This window comes from Bacteroides sp. AR20, from assembly GCF_964250605.1.
Taxonomy (GTDB): Bacteria; Bacteroidota; Bacteroidia; order Bacteroidales; family Bacteroidaceae; genus Bacteroides; species Bacteroides uniformis.
This window is the reverse complement of record NZ_CAXUGK010000001.1, coordinates 181,225-203,922: the sequence shown is the minus strand read 5'-3', so window position 1 is coordinate 203,922 and position 22,698 is coordinate 181,225. Positions and strand designations below refer to the sequence as shown.

The following is a 22,698-nucleotide window of genomic DNA, read 5'->3' as shown; positions in this document are numbered from 1 at the left end:
TAATATTATTCAAATTAATGACCTGGATTCTGAACTAAACCATTCGTGGCAATATTAGGTATGCCCCTATAGTAGTTGATGTTCTGGAAAGTACGCCCTCCTCTTGTTTCGTCACCAAAGTAGTTCACCCTTGCAAAGACATATTTAGGCTCTGCACCACGCAAGTCAAGCATCGGCACCAAAGCTTTACGAATTCTATTATTGCTGAACTCAGTATGGAATTCCCTACGACGATTCATATCCCAAAAACGCTTTCCTTCAAACGCCATCTCCACACGACGTTCCTTCAGGACATTCTCCAATGTCAAAGATATCCGGTCGGTGTGTCCGGCTCTACGTCGCAAAGCATTCAAATAGTTCTCAGCCAATTCCTTATCGCCCAATCCACTACCATTTTCCACAACAGCCTCAGCATAATTCAGGTAGACTTCTGCCAAACGCATATCAATATAAGAGGTAGTGGACGAAAGACGGTCGGGAGACATGCTCTCGCCCTCGGGCATATACTTACGGACTCCAAAACCTGTAGCAGTCCAATTGGCATCCTCACCACTGTTCACATTATTAAATCCGGAGAACATGGTTTCACCTTCGGCTCCTAAAGCATAATATGTTGTTCCATTTTTCTGAGTAGACTCGTTTGAATAAGCCACATAGCTATTATTGTCCTTGATAAATCCGCCCTGGATAATAATCTCAGTGCCGGCATAAGATGAACCCGGCACAACCACACTTGCCAACAGACGTGCATCCTTGTTGGCAAACGGTTCATACAAATCGTTGTATTTAACAAAAGGTACCGACATCAAGGTGTTCACTACAGAAGCATTATTCATATTATGGAAATTAGCGATATAAGCATCTTCATTCCCATCCGTACGAGTTACAATCTTTGCACTTTTTCCCGTGCCGTCATCCGTATAATCTTCAAACAAATCAACGATTTCCAACATCGGATTGAAACGTCCATATTTCAGAGCGCCCGGATTGACTTGAGGAAGGATATTAAACTGAGCATAGCTATGTCCCTGATTAGTATTGGTTGTTCCATTAAGATACGCTTTACTGAAAATAATCTCTTCATTCTGGTCATTCAGGAACAAGGCCTGGAAGTTTGATGCAGCCTCCTTAACAGTAGCCGGAGCAGGCTTATAAAGAGATTTACCGGAATTCTCTATAAGGAACTTAGATGCTTCAATACATTCTTTATAGAATGCATCGGCATCGGCAGAAGTCATTCCACCCACCAGTTTCTGAGTGACAGCCTCACCAGCCAAAGGTGCCAGATTCCAATACTTGGCTACAGAAGCTGCATGAAGTGCAACTCTTGACTTCAACGCATAAGCTGCCCACTTGGTTACGCGATACAAATCCGAACCAGAAGTCGCATCGGGCAAAGTAGCAGCAGCAAGGGTACACTCATTCAATACAAATTTCCAAGTATCCAACTCTGTACTGCGAGGAACTGCCACAGCACCCGGTCCACCATTGGCATAATCATCGTCCTGCACTTTGTCAATCAGAGGAACGCCGCCATATCTTTTTACAAGCCCATAATACATATAAGCACGTGCAAAATGGGCTTCACCAGTCATACGATCCGCATCTGCAACAGAAATTGTTCCGGCTTCTTTGGCTTTCTCTACATTCTGCATAAAAATATTCACCTGACGAATATCTCCATAGGGCCAATAATTGAATCCTTCGTAACCTATACCCACTCCTCCGTCACTACGGGTAGCTTCGTCGGTGAGAAATGCCAAATTAGTAGTTTCATTCACACCATCATAACCGCGTTGATTAAAACCAGCGTTCGGACGATAATTAAAATCTTCCATAGGAATCATGGTATATATGTTTGCCAATAGTGCCTTTACACCACCTTCTGTCTCCAATAACTGCTCGGGAGACACTTTATCCAGCGGTTCAAGTTCCAAGAAGGCATTACAACCGGACAATCCCATCAATGCACATAATGAGAATATCGATAAAATATTTTTTTTCATGGTATTTCAGAATTAAAAGTTTATGTTTAACCCAAAGTTATAAGTTCTCATCAACGGATATGCCAGGTTGGCTCCCCAATCCCTTTCCTCACGTTCGGGGTCAGCATCCTTCAAAGCCTTGTTACAGAACGTAAGCAGGTTTGAACCATTGACAAAGATACGGGCACTGTTCAACCCGATTCTTTTCATAAATGATTTTGGCAGATTGTAACCGATCTCCATACTCTTCAAACGGAGATAAGTAGCTTGCGGAAGCCAAACGGAAATACCATAATTCCATCTGCTACCATTATCCGAAGTATTGGAGAAATTGTGGCGTAATGCCGGATAATAACCGGCTACCCATTGTGTGGCAGGATTATACGGATCATCTGTTATATTTGCAGGATGCCAACGATCTACATACTTCGCAATTAAATAAGATTTATTTGTCTTGCCACCATATCCCCAAACATCATCATTGGCATATCCGATGGAGTAACCGGAAGCTCCTTGAAACAGCATATTGAGATCAAAGTTCTTATAAGAAGCCGCCAAAGTCAACCCATACTGGATAGGAGGATTTGCACCGGTTGCCCAAAACTCCGGAACACGGTCACTGCTGTTAATCCTGCCATCACCATTCAGGTCAAGCAATCTGTAACTACCCGGAAGCATCTTAGAGTTACCCAAGTTTCCACCAATCAAAGGAGCCGTTTCATACTGTTCCAAAGAAGTATATTGGCCATCGTATTTATACAACCACATCACATTACTGTTACGGTTTTCCTTTCCATTCAGCCATCTATCCATAGAACTGGTATATTCTGCATGTTCCACATGCAGACTTCTTTCACGGGCATACGTAAAATTAGCACTTACTGAATATGAGAAGTCCTTACCGATTTGTCCTCTGTGTCCCAATTCAATCTCAAAACCCCGGTTCCGGTTAGAATTCAGATTTTCCTTCGGGAAACTTGCACCAAATGTATCAGGAGCAGATTGTGCACGGTCGGCCAAAATGCCTTCATTCTTACGATTGAACCACTCGATAGTACCACTCAACTTACCGTTCCATAAGTCAAAATCCAGACCTACATTGGAAATAGAAGATGTAACCCAAGAAAGCCGGTCAGTCACTACACCAGGAGCTACCATACCCATAATCTGGCTGGCACCATCAAAAACATAACCATTAGAAGCTGAATTATAAGCAGATACATATTGGAAAGGATCACCGGCATCATATCCACTTTGCCCAAAAGAACCCCTGATTTTCAAATTAGTAATAAACGGCAAATTGTCCTTGATGAAACTTTCTTCCGAAAGCCGCCATCCGGCACTTACCGACGGGAAGAACGTCCAACGCTTAGAAGGAGCATAACGATAAGAACCATCATAACGTCCTACTACCTCCAACAAGTATTTACCGGCATAATCATAGTTCGCACGCATCAGATAGGCTGCCAAACGGCCAAAACTACGATACCCTGAATTGGTAGCTGTACCCGGACTTGCCTGATTCAAAATATCATTAGTAAACAACTCTGAATATTGCCGGGAACCGGATAATTCATCGCGTCGTGTACTGCTCAACTCTGCCACAGCTGTCACATTCAAATTGTGCTGATTGAAAGAACGCATATATTGAGCCTGCACCCTACCATAAATCTTCTGATATATTCTCATCGTATTGGAATAAGCGTCAGTACTACCTCCCGTACCGGCAGGCGCATCTGTATAATAATCATACAACGGATAAGAACGGTTTAAAGAAGAGTTGTTACGATTGTTACCGTCAAATGACCCCAAAAGACTCAATGACATCACTTTTACAAAAGGAACTTGCCAATTCAATTCCACATCGGCAGAATACGTCAGGCCTCTGTTCTTGCGATAACCGTCTATATCCGGATCAACCAACGCAAAAGGATTCTTGTTTTCAGGACCGATTGCAGACAAATGATTGGGATTGTCAATCGTATGAGTACCGATACCACGGTCATTAACCATCAAAGTCTTAAAAGTCCACATAAAATCCTCTCTCGGCCTTTGGGTTTCATCCCAACGTCCGGACAGATTCACATTCAGTTTCAGCCCTTTCGTAAGCTCTGCAGTCAGGTTACTTCTCAGATTATATCTATGATAGTATTGGATACCACTCTTCAGCAAACCATTATCGCCATTATAGCCGAAGCTCACATAATACTTCACCTTATCCGTTCCGCCTCTCACAGAAACAGTATGCGATTGCTGGAACGCCAGTTTATTCATAAACATGTCAATCCAGTTATTGTCTGTATAACCCTTAGCCCCGGTTCTATACAGTTCCAGAATATCGTCAGTGTATTCAGGGGCAGCCTGGTCATTACGTGCCCTTTCATTGGCCAACATGCGATAAGCATAAGCATCTACCGTTTCTTCCATACCCGTGGCATTCTTCATACCGAACAATGCCGAGTAAGATACTCTGGTCTTTTCGGCCACACCTTTTTTGGTAGTAACAATGATTACGCCATTAGCCGCATTCATACCATAAATAGCGGCAGAAGCATCTTTCAAAATAGAGATACTTTCTATATCCTCAGAATTCAGCTGTGCAAGTTCTTCGGTACCTTCACGTGTGATACCGTCAATTACCACCAACGGGTCACCATAACCGCGAATGCTCACCATATTGTCGAAAGTTCCCGGCTCTCCGGTTTTCTGACGAATCAATAACCCCGGCATCTTACCTTGAATATTGCTAATCAGATTCTCGGTCTTGGTCGTAGCTATTTCATCAGCACCAATGGCTGCAATGGCACCGGTCAGTGATTCTTTCTTCTGTACACCATATCCTACAACAACCACTTCATCCAATATCTCAGCATCTTCTACCAAAACTATCTTGAACGAATTTCGGCCTGCAACCTTTATGTTTTGCGTCTTATAACCTACATAGCTTATTATAAGAGTAGCATCAGAGCCCACATTGGTCAGAATGAAATTACCGTCAATGTCTGTTATGACACCGTTGGTAGTTCCCTGCACCAAGATACTGGCACCGATCACCGGTTCACCGGTTGCATCGACCACAGAACCTTTCACCGTCGCAGCCTGCAAAGCCATCTGTACCCCATCAGCTCCTACAGCTTTATCATAAAGGATTATATTACGGTCCAATACCTTATAGCCTATATTGGTTCCTTTGAACACATCGTTCAGAACCTTGAATATGGTTTTGTTATTTGCCCGGACCGATACACGGCGCTTAACGTCAATCTGCTTGTTGTTGTAGAAGAAAACAAATTCGGTACCTTGTTCCAGCTCCGTCAGTACTTCATCAACAGTCTTGTTCTCAAGAGTAATGTTTACCATTGTCTTTTGAGCATAACCTTCATTGGCAAAAGTCATACCAACCAAACAAAACAACATAAATAATGCGCATCTCATAGCAAGAGGAATTTTTTTCATGCATCTCATCAGGACACTTTTTGCCCTAAATGATTGGATACAATAGTGTTTTTTCATAATTTTGTATTGATTTCTAGTGAAAAAATAAAGTTACTTTATCTGTCGCCAAACAGATATTTAAAAGTTACTGTGTTTCATGCAGGAAAATGCGCCAACATTTTCCTGCATGTTTTTCTAAACGGACTTGTGTTTCATCATACTACTTTTTAAAGGGTTAATAAACTTCTATTACCTGTCTCTCGGCATTCACATCACCATCTTCAACAAACTTGAAATGAATATTCGAGGATATTCGGAAGTGCTCCAATATTCGCTCCAAACGTTGTTTGGTAAATGTAGCCGTAAAGGAATTCTGCTTCAATGAAGCCTTTTTCAGAATGAATTCCACATTATATCTTTTGCTCAAACTCTTCAATATATCTTCAAACGGAGTGTTCCTGAAAATCAAGCGTCCGTCCTTCCAACATGTTTCCACGTCTACATTGACTTCTTTCACAACGACCTTTTCCCGCACTATATCATAAATAACCTTTTGCCCCGGTATCATCATTACATTATTCCTCCTGCCGTTATCCACATAGGAGAAACTGACTTTACCCGAAACCAAAGTGGTCTGTACCGTCCTGCTCCCCTTGTAAGCCTCCACGTTGAACTCCGTTCCATGTACCGCTATCTCGGAATTGTTCAGCGTGCCGACAATGAACTTCTTTTCATCTTTTGCGACAGAAAAGAATGCTTCACCCACCAACTTCACTTCCCTTTTATCATCGGCAAACCGGGAAGGATAACGCAACGACGACGACGAGTTCAGAACGACTTCCGTTCCATCCGGCAATTCGACAGAAGTAGTCATTCCCGGATTTGTCCTGACTTCCATCATATGTATCTCTTCTTTATCCTTGTCCCAATAAAGGATAGACCACGATACCATCAAAGGGATGAATAAAATGGCGGCCGCCCGTTGCATCCCTCTAAATAATACCTGATACCTATTGACCTTTTTCTGTTTCATCTTACGATGTACATCCTCCAAGGCCTTCTTTACATCCAGCCTGGATGAAATCTGCGCCATGTCCGCTGCCAGACCGAGTGTCTGAACCTGGCGGGCTGTCCTGCGGTTCTCTTCCGATGCCTCCAGCCACTCCTCTACCAGAGCAGTTTCATCCTCCGTTGTCTCTCCTTCATAATACCTGAGAAGCAGATCCTCCATTCCCTCTCTTTTTACCATAATTTTTATTGCTAGCTTTAATCAAAAGACAAACGGGCGAAAAGAACTCCTAAACAAAAAGCTAAAAATATTTTATACACTTAGATTATAATGGGAAAAAAAGCTATTTTTGCCCAACAATAATGAACCCCCACCCTATGAGAAACATACCATTGGAAGATACATCTTTATTATCCGCCATACAAAAAGGAGATAGAAGTGCTTTTGATGTGTTATTTCAAAAGTACTATTCTGTGCTCTGCACCTACTGCTATCGTTTTGTCCGGCTGGAAGATGCAGAAGAGATTGTTCAGGACGTCATGCTATGGCTTTGGGAAAACCGCGAAAGACCCATTATCGAATATTCGCTCAAGCAATATCTGTTCAAGGCTGTCTACCATCGTTGCATGACCCGGATTGCCCAAAATGAAGTGAAGCAACGGGCAGACACCGCTTACTATGAACGAATGTTCGCCATGCTGCAGGAGGTGGATATCTATCAAATCAACGAATTAAGCAAGCATATACAAAGGGCCATCAACGAACTGCCGCCTACTTATAGGGAAGCTTTCATCATGCATCGTTTCCAGAATCTGAGTTACAAGGAAGCTGCCGAACTACTCAACGTTTCCCCAAAAACGGTAGACTACCGCATCCAGCAGGCTTTGAAGATTTTAAGGGTCAAGCTGAAAGATTATCTGCCACTGATATTGATGCACCTGCTCACCTCGCATTAAGACCATACATAAGCGGAACGTCCCCTATACCTTGTCGGCTACACACCGGGACTTAGCCCTAAAGAGTATAGAACTGAGAGGTCAAAACATCCGGATGTTTTACCCCAATACATGGGGATGTTTTCACCCAAAACACCCGGATGTATTACCCCAAAACATCCGGGTGTTTTAATGGAAAGGATGCGGATGTTATGACCTCTCAGTATACGGGTCAGACCGGTTCAGTCCTGATGGGAGAGGCACTAAGTCCCTATATATCCCGTATTCATTAATTATTCTAAAAAAAGTTAGGGAAAACTCCGGGCCACCGGTCATATAAGCAAGAAGCAACCCTATTATTATCATAACCTCAAAATGCACGCAATGAGAAAACTGATTATCCTATTGTCGGCGCTGGTGTACGTCATCCATGCACAAGCGCAATTTTCAGTGACAGCCCATCAGGAAGGATGGGACAATATCCCTCCACAAGTACAAAAACCGGGATTTTCCTTTCAGCAATCCGTACTTGCCAATATGGACGGGGACGATGCCCTTGAAGAAGTAATGCTTTTCGGACATGACAACGGGCACTACCCCACTTTCGACCTTTTCAAGGCCTACTATGCAATCGTAGACAACTATACCAAAGAAATACAATACATTTCCGACGAGATTTATGTCACCGACAAGTACAATCTCCTTGTAGAAGACCGCAACAAGGACGGCATCTCCGAGCTCTACATATCCTACTTCAAAGACGGAAAGTTCAGCGTAGACGAACAAGGTTACAATCTGCGCACCACACGCTGCTACGACCGTATAGAATGGAACCCTACTGGCAAAAACTTTAAATCTTCCGGAAAATGAAAACAAGACTGACACTTATCCTGGTACTCCTTATTTATATAGGAGCTGCCTCGCACACACACGCACAGCAAAAGAAAGTAATCAAAACCATGATGATAGCCGGGCAGGACGGCAGCCATTACTGGCAAGGCGCCTGCGAAGCCATGAAGCAGATATTGGAAAACAGCGGAATGTTCAAAGTGGACTTTGCCTTTACACCCGACTTTGGTGGAGACATCGCCACCTTCAAACCCGATTTCCACCAATATGATTTAATCGTCATCAACTACGGCGGAGCTACATGGACAGAGCCCGTACGCAAGAATTTCGAGAAATACGTTGCCGATGGAGGCGGTGTGGTAGTGATACATTCTTCCGTCGTCCCGATGGCCGACTGGAAAGAATACAACGAGATAATAGGCATGGGAGCCTGGGACGGACGAAACGAAAAGGACGGTCCGTATCTGTACTGGAAAGACGGACAATACGTCTACGACTACTCTCCGGGGTATGCCGGCTACCACGGCTTGCAGCACGAAACCGTCATAGAACACCGCGCCCCCCATCATCCTATCCTGCAAGGATTGCCTCCTCAATGGAAACACTTCAAGGACGAGATATATACCCGCCTACGCGGTCCGGTAAGAAACATGGAAATATTGGCCACCGCCTACGAACGCGGACGACATGAACCGTTGATGTGGACAGTAAGCTACGGGAAAGGGCGCATATTCGTCGACCTCCTGGGGCACTGCGGCAACGACCCGAACATGACTTACTCCATGCGCTGCACCGGTTTCCAGGTGACTTTACTCCGGGGATGCGAATGGGCTGCCACCGGTGCCGTCACTCAAGAAGTTCCCGCAGATTTCCCACTGAAGGATACTTATACATTACGTCCGGAGTTCAAGGCTCCTTTTCATGCTTACCCTGAAACCAAACACTGAATACCATGAAATACATCATCCGAACACTGCTGCTGGCATGCTGCTGCATGCAGGCACAAGCACAAGCTCCGTGGAAACCCGATACGGAACTGGAGAAACAATTACAGCAAAGCAATCATGTGCACCGCATAATGAAAGCTAATCCCGCACACGCCGGACTGACGCGGTGGGAAAAGAAAAAGGTATTGAAAAGCAGGGGACTCCCCCTGGCCGAAGATTTCGGCGCTCTGCGCCACACCGGACCCGGAACCATACATGTGGACCGTAAAGTCACTGTCTCAGGCAAAGGAAGTGTCCGTCTGGACACTCCTGCCTCCCTGGGCAAGAAGAATCCAACAAACCGGAATTACGCCACCCCGGAGATTATCCGTCCCCTCGACCGGGAAGACTTGCGGGAATACAACCGCTTTTCCGTTTGGGTATATGTGGATGCACCGGGCGTTTATCTGACCTTTGCCGGATTCACCCTATACAATGAAGGGGAGAAAATCATGCCGACTCCCGGACGCTTTGAAGGACAACACTTCGAGACTGTCTATCCCAACAAATGGCAGCACATCATATGGGAAATACCGGACCTATACCGTGACTGTGTCACCGGCTTTTCGGTAAACATCATGCTGGCAGGTGCTCCTGCAGGAGCCAGCGAACACATGAGCCTATACATAGACGACATGCGCATCGAAAAGGTAGAAGCGGAAAACAGCCGGGGATTCGACCTGCGAAAAGATGCAATGGCCTACTGCCACAGCGGATACAAGCCGGGAGCACGCAAGCAGGCTTTGGTGCAGCACGTACCGGAAAGGACTTTCAGCCTGCACGATGCCGCCACGGGACAAACCGTTTATCAAGGTAAGGCCAGTCCTCTGAATCAGGACAAGAAGCAGGACAAAGGATTTCTTGTGCTGGACTTCAGCAGTTTCAATACGCCCGGACAATACTTCCTCTCCATCGGTGATGTACAATCAAAGCCTTTCCCCATCGGAAATGATGCCTACCTGTCTACCGCCTGGCACACGCTGAACTTCTTCTTTTCCGAACGTTGCGGTTTCGACCAGCCCGGCATTCATCAGGAATGCCATCAGGATGTATTCGCCTATCATCCCGACGGACGGAGCATGAGCATTGCCGGAGGATGGCACGATGCAGCCGACCTGACTCAAGGAACGGGAAATACAGCCGAATCGTGCATCGCCCTCCTCGAAATGGCCGGTGCCGTACAAAGCAAAGACAGTATCTTCTACGAACGCCTGCTGGAAGAGGCACGCTGGGGAGTGAACTGGATTCTGCGTACCCGCTTCGGTGACGGCTACCGACTGGGTGGACTGATTATCGGCATTTGGACAAAGAATATCCGTGGTGACAAAGACGACATGCAGACAGAAGCACGAAATACGCCTACGGACAATCTGAAAGCCGCTTCCAGTTGCGCACTCGCCGCCCCTCATTTTGAAAAGAAAGACCCAGTGTTTGCACGGTGGTGCCGGAACAGTGCCATTGAGGACTTCCAATTCGCCATCGACCTGCTGGATACACAAAGGACGGAACAGAACGAAACAGAACTTTATGCCCTTGCCACCGTCACAGCCATGCGTTTGTACCGCCTTACACAAGATGTTTACTATCTGGACTGGGCAACCCGGCTGGCACGTACCGTCATGGCGGGCCAACAGTTGGAAAAGCGTACCGACTGGAAAATCCCCCTACGAGGTTTCTTCTATGAATCTTCCCGGAAAAAACGTATTCTGGCCTATTATCACCAAAGCCAAGAGCACTTGATGGCTGAAGGACTCTCGATGCTACTGACAGATGCCCCTACCCATCCGGACGCCCCGTTGTGGAAGGCATCCTGTGAAGCCTATGCAGACTATCTACGCGGGATTTCACAACTGATTGAGCCGTACGGCATACTGCCAAGCGCCGTATACGAGGTGGATAATACCGATTATAAGAATCTGTACCACGAAGGAGAGCAGGTAGGACTTCCCAGCCTGGAAGAATACAATGCGCAAGTACGCAACGGCATCCCTCTCTCGAAGGATTTCTATCTGCGCCGTTTCCCCGTCGCCTATCAGTTCAGGGGATTCCACGCCGTTGTCATGGGCAAAGCCAAGGCTGCCTTTATCCTTGCACGCCTATTCAATGATAAAGCGTTAAGGGATATTGCAACCCGCCAGGTAGAATACATATTAGGCTACAACCCGTTTGCCATGAGTACCGTTTATGGAGACGGATATGACTATCCGCCGCTTTACGGGGCATACGCCGGAAATGTTGTGGGAGCCGTGCCCGTAGGAATCGAAACATTCGAAAATGAGGACGAACCCTACTTCCCGATGCAAAATAACTGCACTTACAAGGAAATCTGGACACACACCACCGCACGCCTGATGTGGTGCGTAGCAGAACTGTTCAAATAAACAGTTCATTATACCGCTAAAAAAAGCTCCGGAGTTGAAGGTTCCGGAGCTTTTTCTCTGTTTTATGTGATGGACAGTTATGCCTTTTTCAATGCTGCAATACTTTCCTTGAGAGATTTGATGATACTTTCAGCATCTGCCTGCTTCTTGCGTTCCATCTCAAGAACGGCGGCAGGAGCATTATTCACAAACTTCTCGTTACCCAGTTTCTTCAGCACACCCTGCAAGAATCCTTCCTTATGCTTCAGTTCGGCCTCCATACGGGCTATCTCGGCTTCCACGTCAATCATATTACCCAAAGGTACGGCATATTCCGTAGTACCTACCATGAAGGAAGCAGCACCGTCGGCCTTGTTCTCCACTATATTGATGGAGGAAAGGTTACACATTTTCATGATAACCGCGTTGAATGCCACAACCGGATTCTCACCGATAACCTGCAACTCAAGTGTCTCTTTTTGGGCGATGTTCTTCTGCAAACGGATGGAACGGATATTGCTGATAACCTCTTTCACCACTTCAAACTCCCGGATGATATCCTCATCTACCAATGCCGACATTGACAACGGGCTTACCATCAAGCTCTCACCGTCTGTACGGTCGCAAAGATGCTGCCACAACTCCTCTGTAATAAATGGCATGAACGGATGGAGCAGATGCAACAAGTTATCAAAGAAACCGATAGTTGCTTCATACACTTTCCGGTTGATGGGCTGGCCGTATGCCGGTTTAATCATTTCCAGATACCAGGAAGAGAATTCGTCCCAGAACAGTTTGTAAACAGCCATCAGCGCTTCACTCAAACGGTACTTGCTGAACAAATCAGCCACTTCGGCAGCCACTTCATTCTGCTTGGCCTCAAACCAGCGTATTGCCAGTTCTGAAGCTTCCGGTACCGGAACTTCCGCACTGACTTCCCAACCTTTAATCAGACGGAAAGCGTTCCATATCTTATTATTGAAGTTACGTCCTTGCTCACACAGTGCATCGTCAAAGAGGATGTCATTGCCAGCAGGAGCTGAAAGCATCATGCCCATACGTACACCATCGGCACCGTATTTCTCAATCAAATCCAGCGGGTCGGGAGAATTACCCAACGACTTGGACATCTTACGTCCCAGCTTGTCACGGACAATACCCGTAAAATAAACATTCTGGAACGGCATCTTACCTTCATATTCATAGCCTGCCATAATCATACGGGCTACCCAGAAGAAGATAATGTCCGGACCGGTCACCAAGTCGCTGGTAGGATAATAGTAGTTTATCTCCTCGTTACCCGGATTGTTGATACCGTCAAACAAAGAGATGGGCCACAACCAGGAGGAGAACCAAGTATCCAGGCAGTCCTCATCCTGACGAAGGTCTTCCAGTTTAAGGTCTGCATTACCCGTTTTCTCTTTTGCCAATGCCAAGGCTTCTTCGGGAGTGGCAGCCACTACATAACCACCTTCCGGCAAAAAATAAGCAGGAATGCGATGCCCCCACCACAACTGGCGGCTGATACACCAGTCCTTGATATTTTCCAACCAGTTCTTGTACGTATTCTTATATTTGGCAGGATAGAACTTCAACTCATCATTCATCACCGGCGGCAAAGCCATGTCGGCAAAGTGCTGCATCTTCAGGAACCATTGCATGGAAAGCTTCGGTTCGATGGGCACGTTGGTACGTTCGGAGAAACCTACCTTGTTGGTATAGGCTTCCACTTTCTCCAACAGACCGGCAGCAGCCAGGTCCTTCTCAATCTGCTCGCGCACATCGAAACGGTCCATACCGATATACAAGCCGGCAGCTTCACTAAGCGTTCCGTTATCATTGAAGATGTCGATGCTCGGCAGATTGTACTTCTCACCCAGCATGTAGTCGTTCACATCGTGGGCAGGAGTTACCTTCAGACAACCGGTACCGAACTCTATATCTACGTAATCGTCCTCGATAACCGGAATAACACGTCCTACCAACGGAACAATCACCTTCTTACCCTTCAACCAGGTATTCTTGGGGTCATTCGGATTGATGCACATGGCTGTATCTCCCATGATGGTTTCAGGGCGGGTGGTAGCAACCACTGCATAACGTCCTTCGGGGTCACCTTCTACCATATACTTCAGATAGTACAGCTTGCTGTGCTCTTCTTTGTAGATTACTTCCTCGTCACTAAGTGCGGTCAGTGCCTTAGGGTCCCAGTTCACCATGCGGACACCACGATAAATCAGACCTTTGTTATACAAGTCAACAAAAACCTTGAGCACGCTTTCACTGCGTTTCTCATCCATAGTAAAAGCTGTACGATCCCAATCGCAAGAAGCACCCAGCTTGCGGAGCTGCTTCAAGATGATGCCGCCATGTTCGTCAGTCCATTCCCAGGCATGCTTCAAGAACTCGTCGCGGGTAAGGTCTGTCTTCTTGATGCCTTGTGCGGCAAGTTTGTTCACCACCTTGGCCTCGGTAGCAATGGATGCATGGTCGGTTCCCGGCACCCAGCAGGCATTCTTGCCTTCCATGCGGGCACGGCGTACCAGAATATCTTGTATGGTATTATTAAGCATGTGTCCCATGTGCAACACACCGGTGACGTTTGGAGGCGGAATGACGACGGTGTAAGGCTCACGACCATCGGGTTTCGAACTGAATAATTTGTGGTCCAACCAATACTGGTACCACTTTCCCTCCACGTCAGCGGGATTGTACTTACTTGCTAATTCCATGTTTTTAAATCTCTATAATTAATTTATTGCGAATAACGGGCGCAAAATTAATGAATTAAAATTTAAATATATATTTTTGTCCCTACAAAATGAGTCAGGAGTTAGTAGGAGTTAAAGGGAGTTATCGCCCTCCGGGCTTAGGAGTTAGAGGTCGATAGTCCTCTTAATGGTAGGTTGAAAATAAAAATGAGAGACAAATTGAAAATCCGGTATGTCGTATTAATCGTATTACTGTCTGTTGTATGGGCAACGCAACTCATTCCAATATTGGGAGAAGTATATGCACAGTCTGTATATCCGGTGATTTCCCATTTCTTGTCCTCCTTTTCAAAACTCATGCCTTTTGCCATAGGCGACTTGTTCATTTTCCTCAGCATCATCGGGCTCCTCTTCAATCCCATCAGGGCACGCTATATCCAGAAGAAGAAGTGGAAACAGATTCTGCTGAACGAAATGGAATACTTGCTGTGGATATATGTATGGTTCTATCTGGCATGGGGACTGAACTACTCACAAAAGGACTTTTATGGCAGGACAAACATTCCTTATACTGCCTATACTCCCGAAATCTTTCAGTCATTTGTAGACAACTATATCGACAAGCTGAATGCTTCCTATACAGATGTCACCTCCATTGACGAACCATTGGTCTGCCGGGAAAGCGTACACGGATACAACCAAATCAGCGATACGCTGGGGATACACCGCCCTCCCCACTCCTCTCCGCGCGTGAAGACCATGCTTTTCACCCCGTTCATTTCCATGGTAGGCGTTACGGGAAGCATGGGACCTTTCTTCTGCGAATTCACGCTGAACGGCGATTTGCTTCCACCACAATATCCTGCTACTTATGCCCACGAGCTGGCACACCTTTTAGGCATCACCAGCGAGGCAGAAGCCAACTTCTACGCTTACCAGGTCTGCACCCGTTCGCAGGTGAAAGAGATTCGTTTCAGTGGGTATTTCTCCGTACTCCCACATGTGCTGGGCAATGCTCGCCGACTGATGAGCGAAGAAGAATACGCAGAGCTTTTCAGCCGGATACGTCCTGAAATCATAGAACTGGCCCAAAAGAACCAGCAATACTGGATGGAGAAATACAGTCCGCTCATCGGAGACATCCAGAACTTTATCTACGACTTGTACCTGAAAGGAAACAAGATTCAAAGCGGACGCAAGAACTATTCGGAAGTAATAGGCTTGCTTATCTCATACGAAGAATGGAAAAACTAAATTTCAAAACCATGCATACAAGAAAAGAACAGATGGAGGCCTTCGGCCGCTTCCTCGACATACTCGACGAGCTCCGCGAGAAATGTCCCTGGGACCGCAAGCAGACCAACGAAAGTCTGCGCCCCAATACTATCGAAGAGACTTATGAACTTTGTGACGCCTTGATGCGCGATGACAAGAATGACATCTGCAAAGAGTTGGGCGATGTGCTGCTGCATGTGGCTTTTTACGCAAAGATAGGCTCCGAAACCGATGATTTCGATATGAAAGACGTATGCGACCGTCTTTGTGAGAAACTTATTTTCCGCCATCCCCATGTCTTCGGCGATGTAAAGGCCGAAACCGCAGGCCAGGTTTCTGAAAACTGGGAACAGCTAAAATTGAAGGAAAAAGATGGGAACAAAACAGTGCTGAGCGGTGTACCCGCTGCCCTACCCTCACTCATCAAGGCCTATCGTATCCAAGACAAGGCCCGCAATGTAGGATTTGACTGGGAGGAACGCGAGCAAGTGTGGGATAAGGTAAAAGAAGAAATCCAGGAATTCCAGGCTGAAGTCGCCCACATGGATAAAGAAAAGGCTGAAGCCGAATTCGGCGATGTCATGTTCAGCCTCATCAATGCTGCCCGCCTCTACAAAATCAATCCGGACAATGCACTGGAACGCACCAACCAGAAGTTCATCAACCGATTCAACTATGTAGAAGCACACAGCATCAAGGAGGGTAAAAATCTCCATGACATGACGCTGGAAGAAATGGATAAGCTATGGAATGAAGCGAAAGCATTGGAAAAAGAAAGCAAACAAGATGATTCTTCTAAAGGTCAGGTTTAGCTGGCTAAAGCGAGGTATCTATCATTAACAAAAGAAGGTTGCTCACATCATTGTGGCAACCTTCCTTATTTGTATTCATTCACTATTCATCTTTTTCCTTGTGTTTTTCGTGGAGAAGCATCCCCCTTTTTATGCATGCCTTTCAGTAATTCACGGTGGAAACGCATTTCAGCCCTTTGCACCAGATAAATCTTTTTACAAGGCAATATTTTCTTGAACTTATCAAAGTAGGTCTTGTCCAACCGGTCAGAAGCGATACGGGCATCATATACACCTTCCATAATTTCCTCATACTGGGCTTCGGTTGTTTTTTCATCTTTCCCTTGTCGAAGCAACTTCCAAGCCTCGTCATTTAGCTGCTTTTTCCGGTCCTGCAATTCAAAATACAATGGGAAGAACTTGGCTGCCTCCTCACTCGTCAGTCCGGCTTTCTCCGTTATAAACGCTTTTTGTTTGGCACGAAACTCTTCAGGTGACAGATGCTGGTCACATCCATCGCTAGCCCAAAGCAGAGGCATAATGCCACATATCATAACCAATAAAACAATTAGTTTCTTCATTTTTAAATAGTTGAGTGTTGTTACCTTATTCTGCATCAGAGTCTGCCAAATAAACATACAATGAATAATCATCCAGCATGGAATTCTCTACGGCCATATTAATATATTCCATTTCTGTTTCCGTATCATCAGCAGCCATACGCTCTACAGATGGAGTATGCTCCGAAGAAGCTACACGGATAATCAATGCCGCACCTATAAACATGGCGGTCATATACAACCAAGGCCTTACCTTCTGCCACATTGTAGGCTCTGTCTGCACAGCAATGAGTTTCTCTTTTTCGGGAAGCCGGTTCATTACCTCTGAAGTAAGATTCTCAAAGTAGCCTTCAGGAACGCGGAAAGGATTTTCCGTCCCTATCTTTTTCTGTATTTTATCTTCTTCTTTCATAAGCTTTCTCCTTTCTGTTTAATTAGACATTGTTTTGTGGCAAAGGTTTAATACTCCTCACCCAAAAACTTTTCTATTTTCTTCACGGCATGGTGATAGGAAGCCTTCAAGGCACCTACGGAAGTACCAAATATATCGGACATCTCTTCGTATTTCATTTCCTGGTAATACTTCAGGTTAAACACCATACGTTGTTTTTCCGGCAAGGCAAGCAAGGCTTTTTGCAAAGCCATCTCTGCTTTATCACCGGAGAAGTAAGGATCACTTTCAAGCTTTTGAAGTGCATCTGCCTCGGGGTCATCCAAAGAGACTGTGGAAGCAGCCCGTTGTTTGTTCAGAAAAGTGAGGCATTCATTCAAGGCTATGCGATAGAGCCAGGTAGAGAGTTTAGCCTCTGCCCTAAAATAATCTATATTAATCCATGCTTTAATGAAAGTATTCTGAAGTAAATCATTGGCATCTTCATGAGAGAGGACCATACGACGAATCTGCCAATACAACTGCTCGCTATATTGGGTAACAATCATCTCAAATCCCCGCTTTTGTGTGCTTTCTTCTTGTAGAAGAGCCAACACTTCGCGTTCATTATAGGAAGGGGTCATAAATTTCTATTCGCATTTGTTGTTTTAGACTGCCAAAGATACGAAAAGTTTAATTCATACCGATACACAAAGTGTTTCTTTGGCAAGCTGAGTATCCGGAAAAATAGCGGATGCTTCTTGAAGCAAGACATTTTCATCTTCGTATCGTGCCGAAAAATGTCCTATCAACAACTTCTTCACCTCAGCCCTCCTGGCTATTTCGGCCGCTTGTGCAGCAGTTGTATGAAATGTTTCTTTGGCACGTGGCGCATCCTCATTCGCAAATGTCGCCTCATGAAAAAGTAAATCAACCCCTTTTATCTGCTCCACGATAGAAGGAAGATAGATGGTATCCGAGCAATAAGCATAACTGCGGGACGGAGCAGAAGGACGGGTCAACAAGTTGTTGGAAACAGTTTTTCCCTCCGGTGTCACGTAATCGGCCCCATTCTTTATACGATTCAATTCGTATACCGGCACTTGGTAGAAATCGACCATTTCACGGATAATATGGTTAGGACGCCGCTTTTCTGCAAACAAAAAACCACAACACGGCATACGATGACGCAAAGGAATGGTAGTAACCGTCAACGAACGGTCTTCATAAATCAGCATCGGTTCTTTCGTATCAAACTCATGGGAAAGGACCTTGTACGTCATCTGCCTATTAAAAAAATCCAGCATAGGTGTCAGTAATGTTTCCAGCCCTTTGGGAGAATGGATATGCAACTCTGCTGTACGTCCTAAAAGGTTAAGTGTAGAAATCAGTCCTAATAAGCCAAAACAATGGTCTCCATGCAAGTGAGAGATAAAAATATGATTCAAACGTGAAAACTTCAGATGTGATTTACGGAACTGCAACTGCGCCCCTTCCCCACAATCAATCATAAACAACTTGTCGCGCACGTTCACAATTTGAGACGTAGGGAAATGACGCGTTGTGGGTAAAGCGGAACCACAACCAAGAATATGTAACTCAAATTTTTCCATTCCAAACCTTCCGAACTGATTTCTACTCCTTGATTTATAGAAGAGCCTTTATCTCTGAAACTCCAAAAGATATTTCAAAAGTTTCTCCGGATTTATTCCCTTTATACAGATAGCCCACCCCTTTATCACACTTCACACATACTTCCAAGAACATGCGCAAGGCTGGATCGGAGGAGTTCAAAGAGTTCTTCACATTTGCCTTCATCTGTTCGGCATTTTCCTTCAAAGCAGACATCTGTACTACAGATTCGTCAATCGTATAATGATAAAGCACCTTATCCGACTCGATTGTCAGTTTATTGAGCATAGTGGCTTCATCCACCTACATCGGGCACGATACGTTGGTCATCTTCACTTGCTCTTCCAGTTTCTTCTTATCACTGCTTTCAGCAGTTGAACCGCCATTCAATATATCTTTCAAGTCCTGAGTAGTCAGATAACATTCCACTTCGTTACCGGATGTCTTTCCTTTATATATGAACTTTATACCGGAATCAGTACCGACAACCAAATCCAGCATCTCTTTAATGGACCCTTGTGGATTACCGAACATAACAGTCACAGCAGACTTCATTGCATCAGGATTCTCTTTCAAAGCGTCTATATTGAGGAAACTTTCATTCATAAGCAGTACATATACCACATCCGACCCATCAAAAGTAATACTGGATATTTCGCCGGAAGCTCCCATATCCATGGGACATTGTTTGTTGGCAGCTGCGATAGCCAGCTTGAGTTTGGACTTCTGGCCGCATGCGGTTAGTAACATCAGCGACAGGCAAGTGAACAACACCATCTTCCCTGCATTTTTGAACATGTTTTTCATAATAAATGAAAATTAAATTATTGAATATTTCTATGATTGCAAAAGTAACCACCCTGCAAAGATAAACATTTATGGAAAAACCATCCTTAATTCCATAAAATTCTATTGACAAATCATAAAAAAGAAGGGCACTTGTTTGCGCAAGTACCCTTCCTTCATTTATAGAACGGAGTAATTATTTCTTTCCAGCTTCCATCTGTTCCTTCAAGGCAGCCAAAGCGTCGATGTCACCCAGAGTAGTAGATGCAGCCTGGTTTTGGATAGCAGGAGCAACGTCTTCTCTCTTACCGGTTGACTTCTTAGTAGCAGCCTTCTTTTCAGCTCTTTCTTCTGCCTTTGCAGCATCTTCGAAGATACGGCTGTGAGAAAGGATGATACGCTTAGCGTCCTTGTTGAACTCAATTACCTTGAATTCAAGCTTCTCGTCCAACTGAGCTTGTGAGCCGTCTTCCTTAACGAGGTGCTTCGGAGTAGCGAAACCTTCTACACCATAAGGCAGAGCAACTACAGCGCCCTTATCCAGCATTTCGATGATAGTACCTTCGTGTACCGAACCTACTGTAAATACAGTTTCGAATACATCCCAGGGATTTTCTTCGAGTTGCTTGTGGCCAAGGCTCAAGCGACGGTTTTCCTTGTCGATTTCCAGAACTTGTACGTCGATGTCTGCACCAATCTGAGTGAATTCAGACGGATGTTTAACCTTCTTCGTCCAAGACAGGTCAGAGATGTGAATCAAGCCGTCAACACCTTCTTCGATTTCAACGAATACGCCGAAGTTAGTGAAGTTGCGAACTTTTGCAGTGTGCTTGCTGCCGATAGGATACTTCTCTTCGATAGTTTCCCAAGGATCAGACTTCAGCTGCTTGATACCCAAAGACATCTTACGCTCTTCGCGGTCCAAAGTCAGGACTACTGCCTCAACTTCGTCACCTACCTTCATGAAGTCTTGTGCAGAACGCAAGTGCTGTGACCAAGACATTTCAGATACGTGAATCAGACCTTCAACACCCGGAGCGATTTCGATGAATGCACCGTAGTCAGCCATAACTACAACTTTACCCTTCACGTGGTCGCCAACCTTCAGGTTAGCATCCAGTGCATCCCAAGGATGCGGAGTGAGTTGCTTCAAGCCGAGAGCGATACGCTTCTTCTCATCATCGAAGTCAAGGATAACGACGTTGAGTTTCTGGTCGAGTTCAACCACTTCTTTCGGATCGCTAACACGGCCCCAAGAAAGGTCTGTAATGTGAATCAAACCATCTACGCCACCCAAGTCGATAAATACACCATAGGAAGTGATATTCTTAACGGTACCTTCGAGAACTTGTCCTTTTTCGAGTTTACCGATGATTTCCTTCTTCTGTTGTTCCAGTTCGGCTTCAATAAGAGCCTTGTGGGAAACAACCACATTCTTGAATTCCTGGTTGATCTTAACAACCTTGAATTCCATAGTTTTGCCAACGAATACATCGTAGTCGCGGATAGGCTTCACGTCGATTTGAGAACCCGGCAAGAAAGCTTCGATGCCGAATACGTCTACAATCATACCACCCTTTGTGCGGCACTTGATGTAACCCTTGATAATTTCTTCGTTTTCCAAAGCTGCGTTTACGCGATCCCAAGAACGGGTAGCACGAGCTTTACGGTGAGACAGAACGAGCTGTCCTTTCTTGTCTTCCTGGTTTTCGATGTATACCTCAACAGTATCACCAACCTTCAGTTCAGGATTGTAACGGAATTCACTCATCGGAATGATACCGTCTGATTTGTAACCGATGTTCACAACTACTTCACGCTTGTTCATTGCGATTACGGTTCCATCAACTACCTCGCGGTCGTTAACCTTGTTCAACGTATTGTCATACGCCTTTTCCAGTTCTTCGTGGCTTGCACTGGCTACTGATTCGCCGTTCTCATAAGCATCCCAGTTGAAGTCTTCAATAGGAGCTACATTCTTTAAATTTTCCATTAATAAATAAATTGTTTAACTCGTTAATTAAGTGAGACTTTATGTTGACTCATTGTAAATCGGGCGCAAAGATAGAAGTATTTTCTTGAACTACAAAACAAAAAGCATTCAAAACAGCAGTGGAATAATCAATTAAAGAATAAAAAAAATGTTACCTTTGCATCGTTTCATTTATACATAATCTCAATAATTTATCATGAAAAAGATAATCGCATGCATTTCCATCATTTGCTATACATTATTATGTTATAGCCAAAATCAGACAACGGACAACAACTACCGTACGCAAAAGAACATTTCCTATCTTCATCCCGGCGAAAAGGACAGTTATAAGCTGGAGCGTTGTAAGCTCGACCTCCATTATCCTACTGATAAAAAAGGATTTGCCACCCTTATCTGGTTCCACGGCGGAGGACTGGAAGCCGGAGAAAAACATTTTCCGAAGGAGTTCCTGGAGCAAGGCTACGCCGTGATAGCCGTAAACTACCGACTCAGCCCGCGTGCCCAAAATCCTGCCTACACGGAAGATGCCGCAGAGGCCGTTGCTTGGACTTTCGAGAATATAGAAGAATTCGGAGGAGATAAAGACAAAATATACATAGCCGGTCATTCAGCCGGTGGTTATCTCTGTCTGATGCTCAATCTGGACAAGAGTTACCTGGCAAAGTGGAATATTGACGCCAACAGCCTGGCAGGCGCTTTCCCCATCAGCGGACAGACCACTACCCACTACACCATCCGCAAAGAACGCGGGCTGCCTTCCGACACTCCGATTATAGATAAATATGCTCCTTCCAATAACGTAAGAAAAGACGCTTCACCCATGATACTTATCACTGGCGACAAAGAGTTGGAGATGCTGGCACGCTATGAGGAAAACGCCCATTTGTATGCTCTCCTCAAAGCATTGGGACAAAAAACCACCCTCTATCAGATGGAGGGATTTGACCACGGTACGGTGGCCGCTCCCGCATGTACCTTGATAAACAGCTATATGAAGAAGGCAGGCAAGAAGTAACCA

General features: G+C 45.2%; 18 protein-coding genes. 7 read left to right on the top strand and 11 right to left on the bottom strand.

Annotated elements, in window-relative coordinates:
- Window positions 1-14 precede the first annotated feature (14 nt).
- From ACESTD_RS00800 to ACESTD_RS00790, 3 genes are all read right to left on the bottom strand, one after another.
- Window positions 15-2,006 carry a RagB/SusD family nutrient uptake outer membrane protein gene (locus tag ACESTD_RS00800; protein WP_057252344.1) on the bottom strand — a complete coding sequence of 664 codons (1,992 nt, stop codon included), beginning with the start codon at window positions 2,004-2,006 and terminating at the stop codon, window positions 15-17.
- 12 nt (window positions 2,007-2,018) lie between these two features.
- Complete coding sequence (locus tag ACESTD_RS00795) at window positions 2,019-5,420, bottom strand: TonB-dependent receptor (protein ID WP_373158590.1); 3,402 nt, start codon at window positions 5,418-5,420, stop codon at window positions 2,019-2,021.
- A gap of 235 nt (window positions 5,421-5,655) precedes the next feature.
- Window positions 5,656-6,669, bottom strand: a complete 1,014-nt coding sequence (locus ACESTD_RS00790) for a FecR family protein (protein ID WP_302607761.1) — start codon at window positions 6,667-6,669, stop codon at window positions 5,656-5,658.
- Between the two features lie 137 nt (window positions 6,670-6,806).
- Between ACESTD_RS00790 and ACESTD_RS00785 the strand changes: the two genes are divergently transcribed.
- The 4 genes from ACESTD_RS00785 (at window position 6,807) to ACESTD_RS00770 (ending at window position 11,580) form a co-directional block, all read left to right on the top strand.
- Entirely contained in the window at window positions 6,807-7,385 is a 579-nt protein-coding gene (locus ACESTD_RS00785) for an RNA polymerase sigma-70 factor (RefSeq protein WP_008665234.1), read from the top strand.
- A 354-nt stretch (window positions 7,386-7,739) separates the two neighbouring features.
- Complete coding sequence (locus tag ACESTD_RS00780) at window positions 7,740-8,234, top strand: hypothetical protein (RefSeq protein WP_098031966.1); 495 nt, start codon at window positions 7,740-7,742, stop codon at window positions 8,232-8,234.
- Window positions 8,231-9,160, top strand: a complete 930-nt coding sequence (locus tag ACESTD_RS00775; protein WP_009038079.1) for a ThuA domain-containing protein — start codon at window positions 8,231-8,233, stop codon at window positions 9,158-9,160. Before ACESTD_RS00780 ends, ACESTD_RS00775 begins: the two co-directional genes overlap by 4 nt.
- Before the next feature lie 5 nt (window positions 9,161-9,165).
- On the top strand, window positions 9,166-11,580 hold the full coding sequence (locus ACESTD_RS00770; protein ID WP_373158589.1) for a glycoside hydrolase family 9 protein: 2,415 nt from the start codon (window positions 9,166-9,168) through the stop codon (window positions 11,578-11,580).
- Between the two features lie 77 nt (window positions 11,581-11,657).
- On the opposite strand, the gene ACESTD_RS00765 is transcribed toward ACESTD_RS00770, so the two are convergent.
- Entirely contained in the window at window positions 11,658-14,291 is a 2,634-nt protein-coding gene (locus ACESTD_RS00765; protein WP_005831983.1) for a valine--tRNA ligase, read from the bottom strand.
- 186 nt (window positions 14,292-14,477) lie between these two features.
- On the opposite strand from ACESTD_RS00765, the gene ACESTD_RS00760 reads away from it, so the two are divergent.
- Together ACESTD_RS00760 and mazG are read left to right on the top strand one after the other, a co-directional pair.
- Window positions 14,478-15,524, top strand: a complete 1,047-nt coding sequence (locus ACESTD_RS00760; RefSeq protein WP_373158588.1) for a DUF3810 domain-containing protein — start codon at window positions 14,478-14,480, stop codon at window positions 15,522-15,524.
- Window positions 15,525-15,535: 11 nt separating this feature from the next.
- On the top strand, window positions 15,536-16,357 hold the full coding sequence (gene mazG, locus ACESTD_RS00755; protein WP_057097781.1) for a nucleoside triphosphate pyrophosphohydrolase: 822 nt from the start codon (window positions 15,536-15,538) through the stop codon (window positions 16,355-16,357).
- 86 nt (window positions 16,358-16,443) lie between these two features.
- Here mazG and ACESTD_RS00750 read toward each other — a convergent pair whose 3' ends face one another.
- The 7 genes from ACESTD_RS00750 to rpsA form a co-directional block, all read right to left on the bottom strand.
- The gene (locus tag ACESTD_RS00750) at window positions 16,444-16,917 is read right to left on the bottom strand and encodes a hypothetical protein (protein ID WP_035449335.1); all 474 of its coding nucleotides are present in this window, start codon (window positions 16,915-16,917) and stop codon (window positions 16,444-16,446) included.
- Window positions 16,918-16,942: 25 nt separating this feature from the next.
- A complete protein-coding gene (locus ACESTD_RS00745) occupies window positions 16,943-17,308 on the bottom strand; it encodes a hypothetical protein (protein WP_005831990.1) in 366 nt (121 codons plus the stop codon).
- 47 nt (window positions 17,309-17,355) lie between these two features.
- A complete protein-coding gene (locus tag ACESTD_RS00740) occupies window positions 17,356-17,910 on the bottom strand; it encodes an RNA polymerase sigma factor (RefSeq protein WP_005831992.1) in 555 nt (184 codons plus the stop codon).
- A 54-nt stretch (window positions 17,911-17,964) separates the two neighbouring features.
- The gene (locus ACESTD_RS00735; protein WP_195288414.1) at window positions 17,965-18,879 is read right to left on the bottom strand and encodes a ribonuclease Z; all 915 of its coding nucleotides are present in this window, start codon (window positions 18,877-18,879) and stop codon (window positions 17,965-17,967) included.
- A gap of 34 nt (window positions 18,880-18,913) precedes the next feature.
- On the bottom strand, window positions 18,914-19,186 hold the full coding sequence (locus ACESTD_RS00730; protein WP_373158587.1) for a hypothetical protein: 273 nt from the start codon (window positions 19,184-19,186) through the stop codon (window positions 18,914-18,916).
- A gap of 15 nt (window positions 19,187-19,201) precedes the next feature.
- Window positions 19,202-19,705 carry a hypothetical protein gene (locus tag ACESTD_RS00725; RefSeq protein ID WP_373158586.1) on the bottom strand — a complete coding sequence of 168 codons (504 nt, stop codon included), beginning with the start codon at window positions 19,703-19,705 and terminating at the stop codon, window positions 19,202-19,204.
- 175 nt (window positions 19,706-19,880) lie between these two features.
- Window positions 19,881-21,677, bottom strand: a complete 1,797-nt coding sequence (rpsA, locus tag ACESTD_RS00720; protein WP_005831997.1) for a 30S ribosomal protein S1 — start codon at window positions 21,675-21,677, stop codon at window positions 19,881-19,883.
- A 196-nt stretch (window positions 21,678-21,873) separates the two neighbouring features.
- Between rpsA and ACESTD_RS00715 the strand changes: the two genes are divergently transcribed.
- A complete protein-coding gene (locus ACESTD_RS00715; RefSeq protein WP_005832910.1) occupies window positions 21,874-22,695 on the top strand; it encodes an alpha/beta hydrolase in 822 nt (273 codons plus the stop codon).
- The last annotated feature ends 3 nt before the right edge of the window (window positions 22,696-22,698 follow it).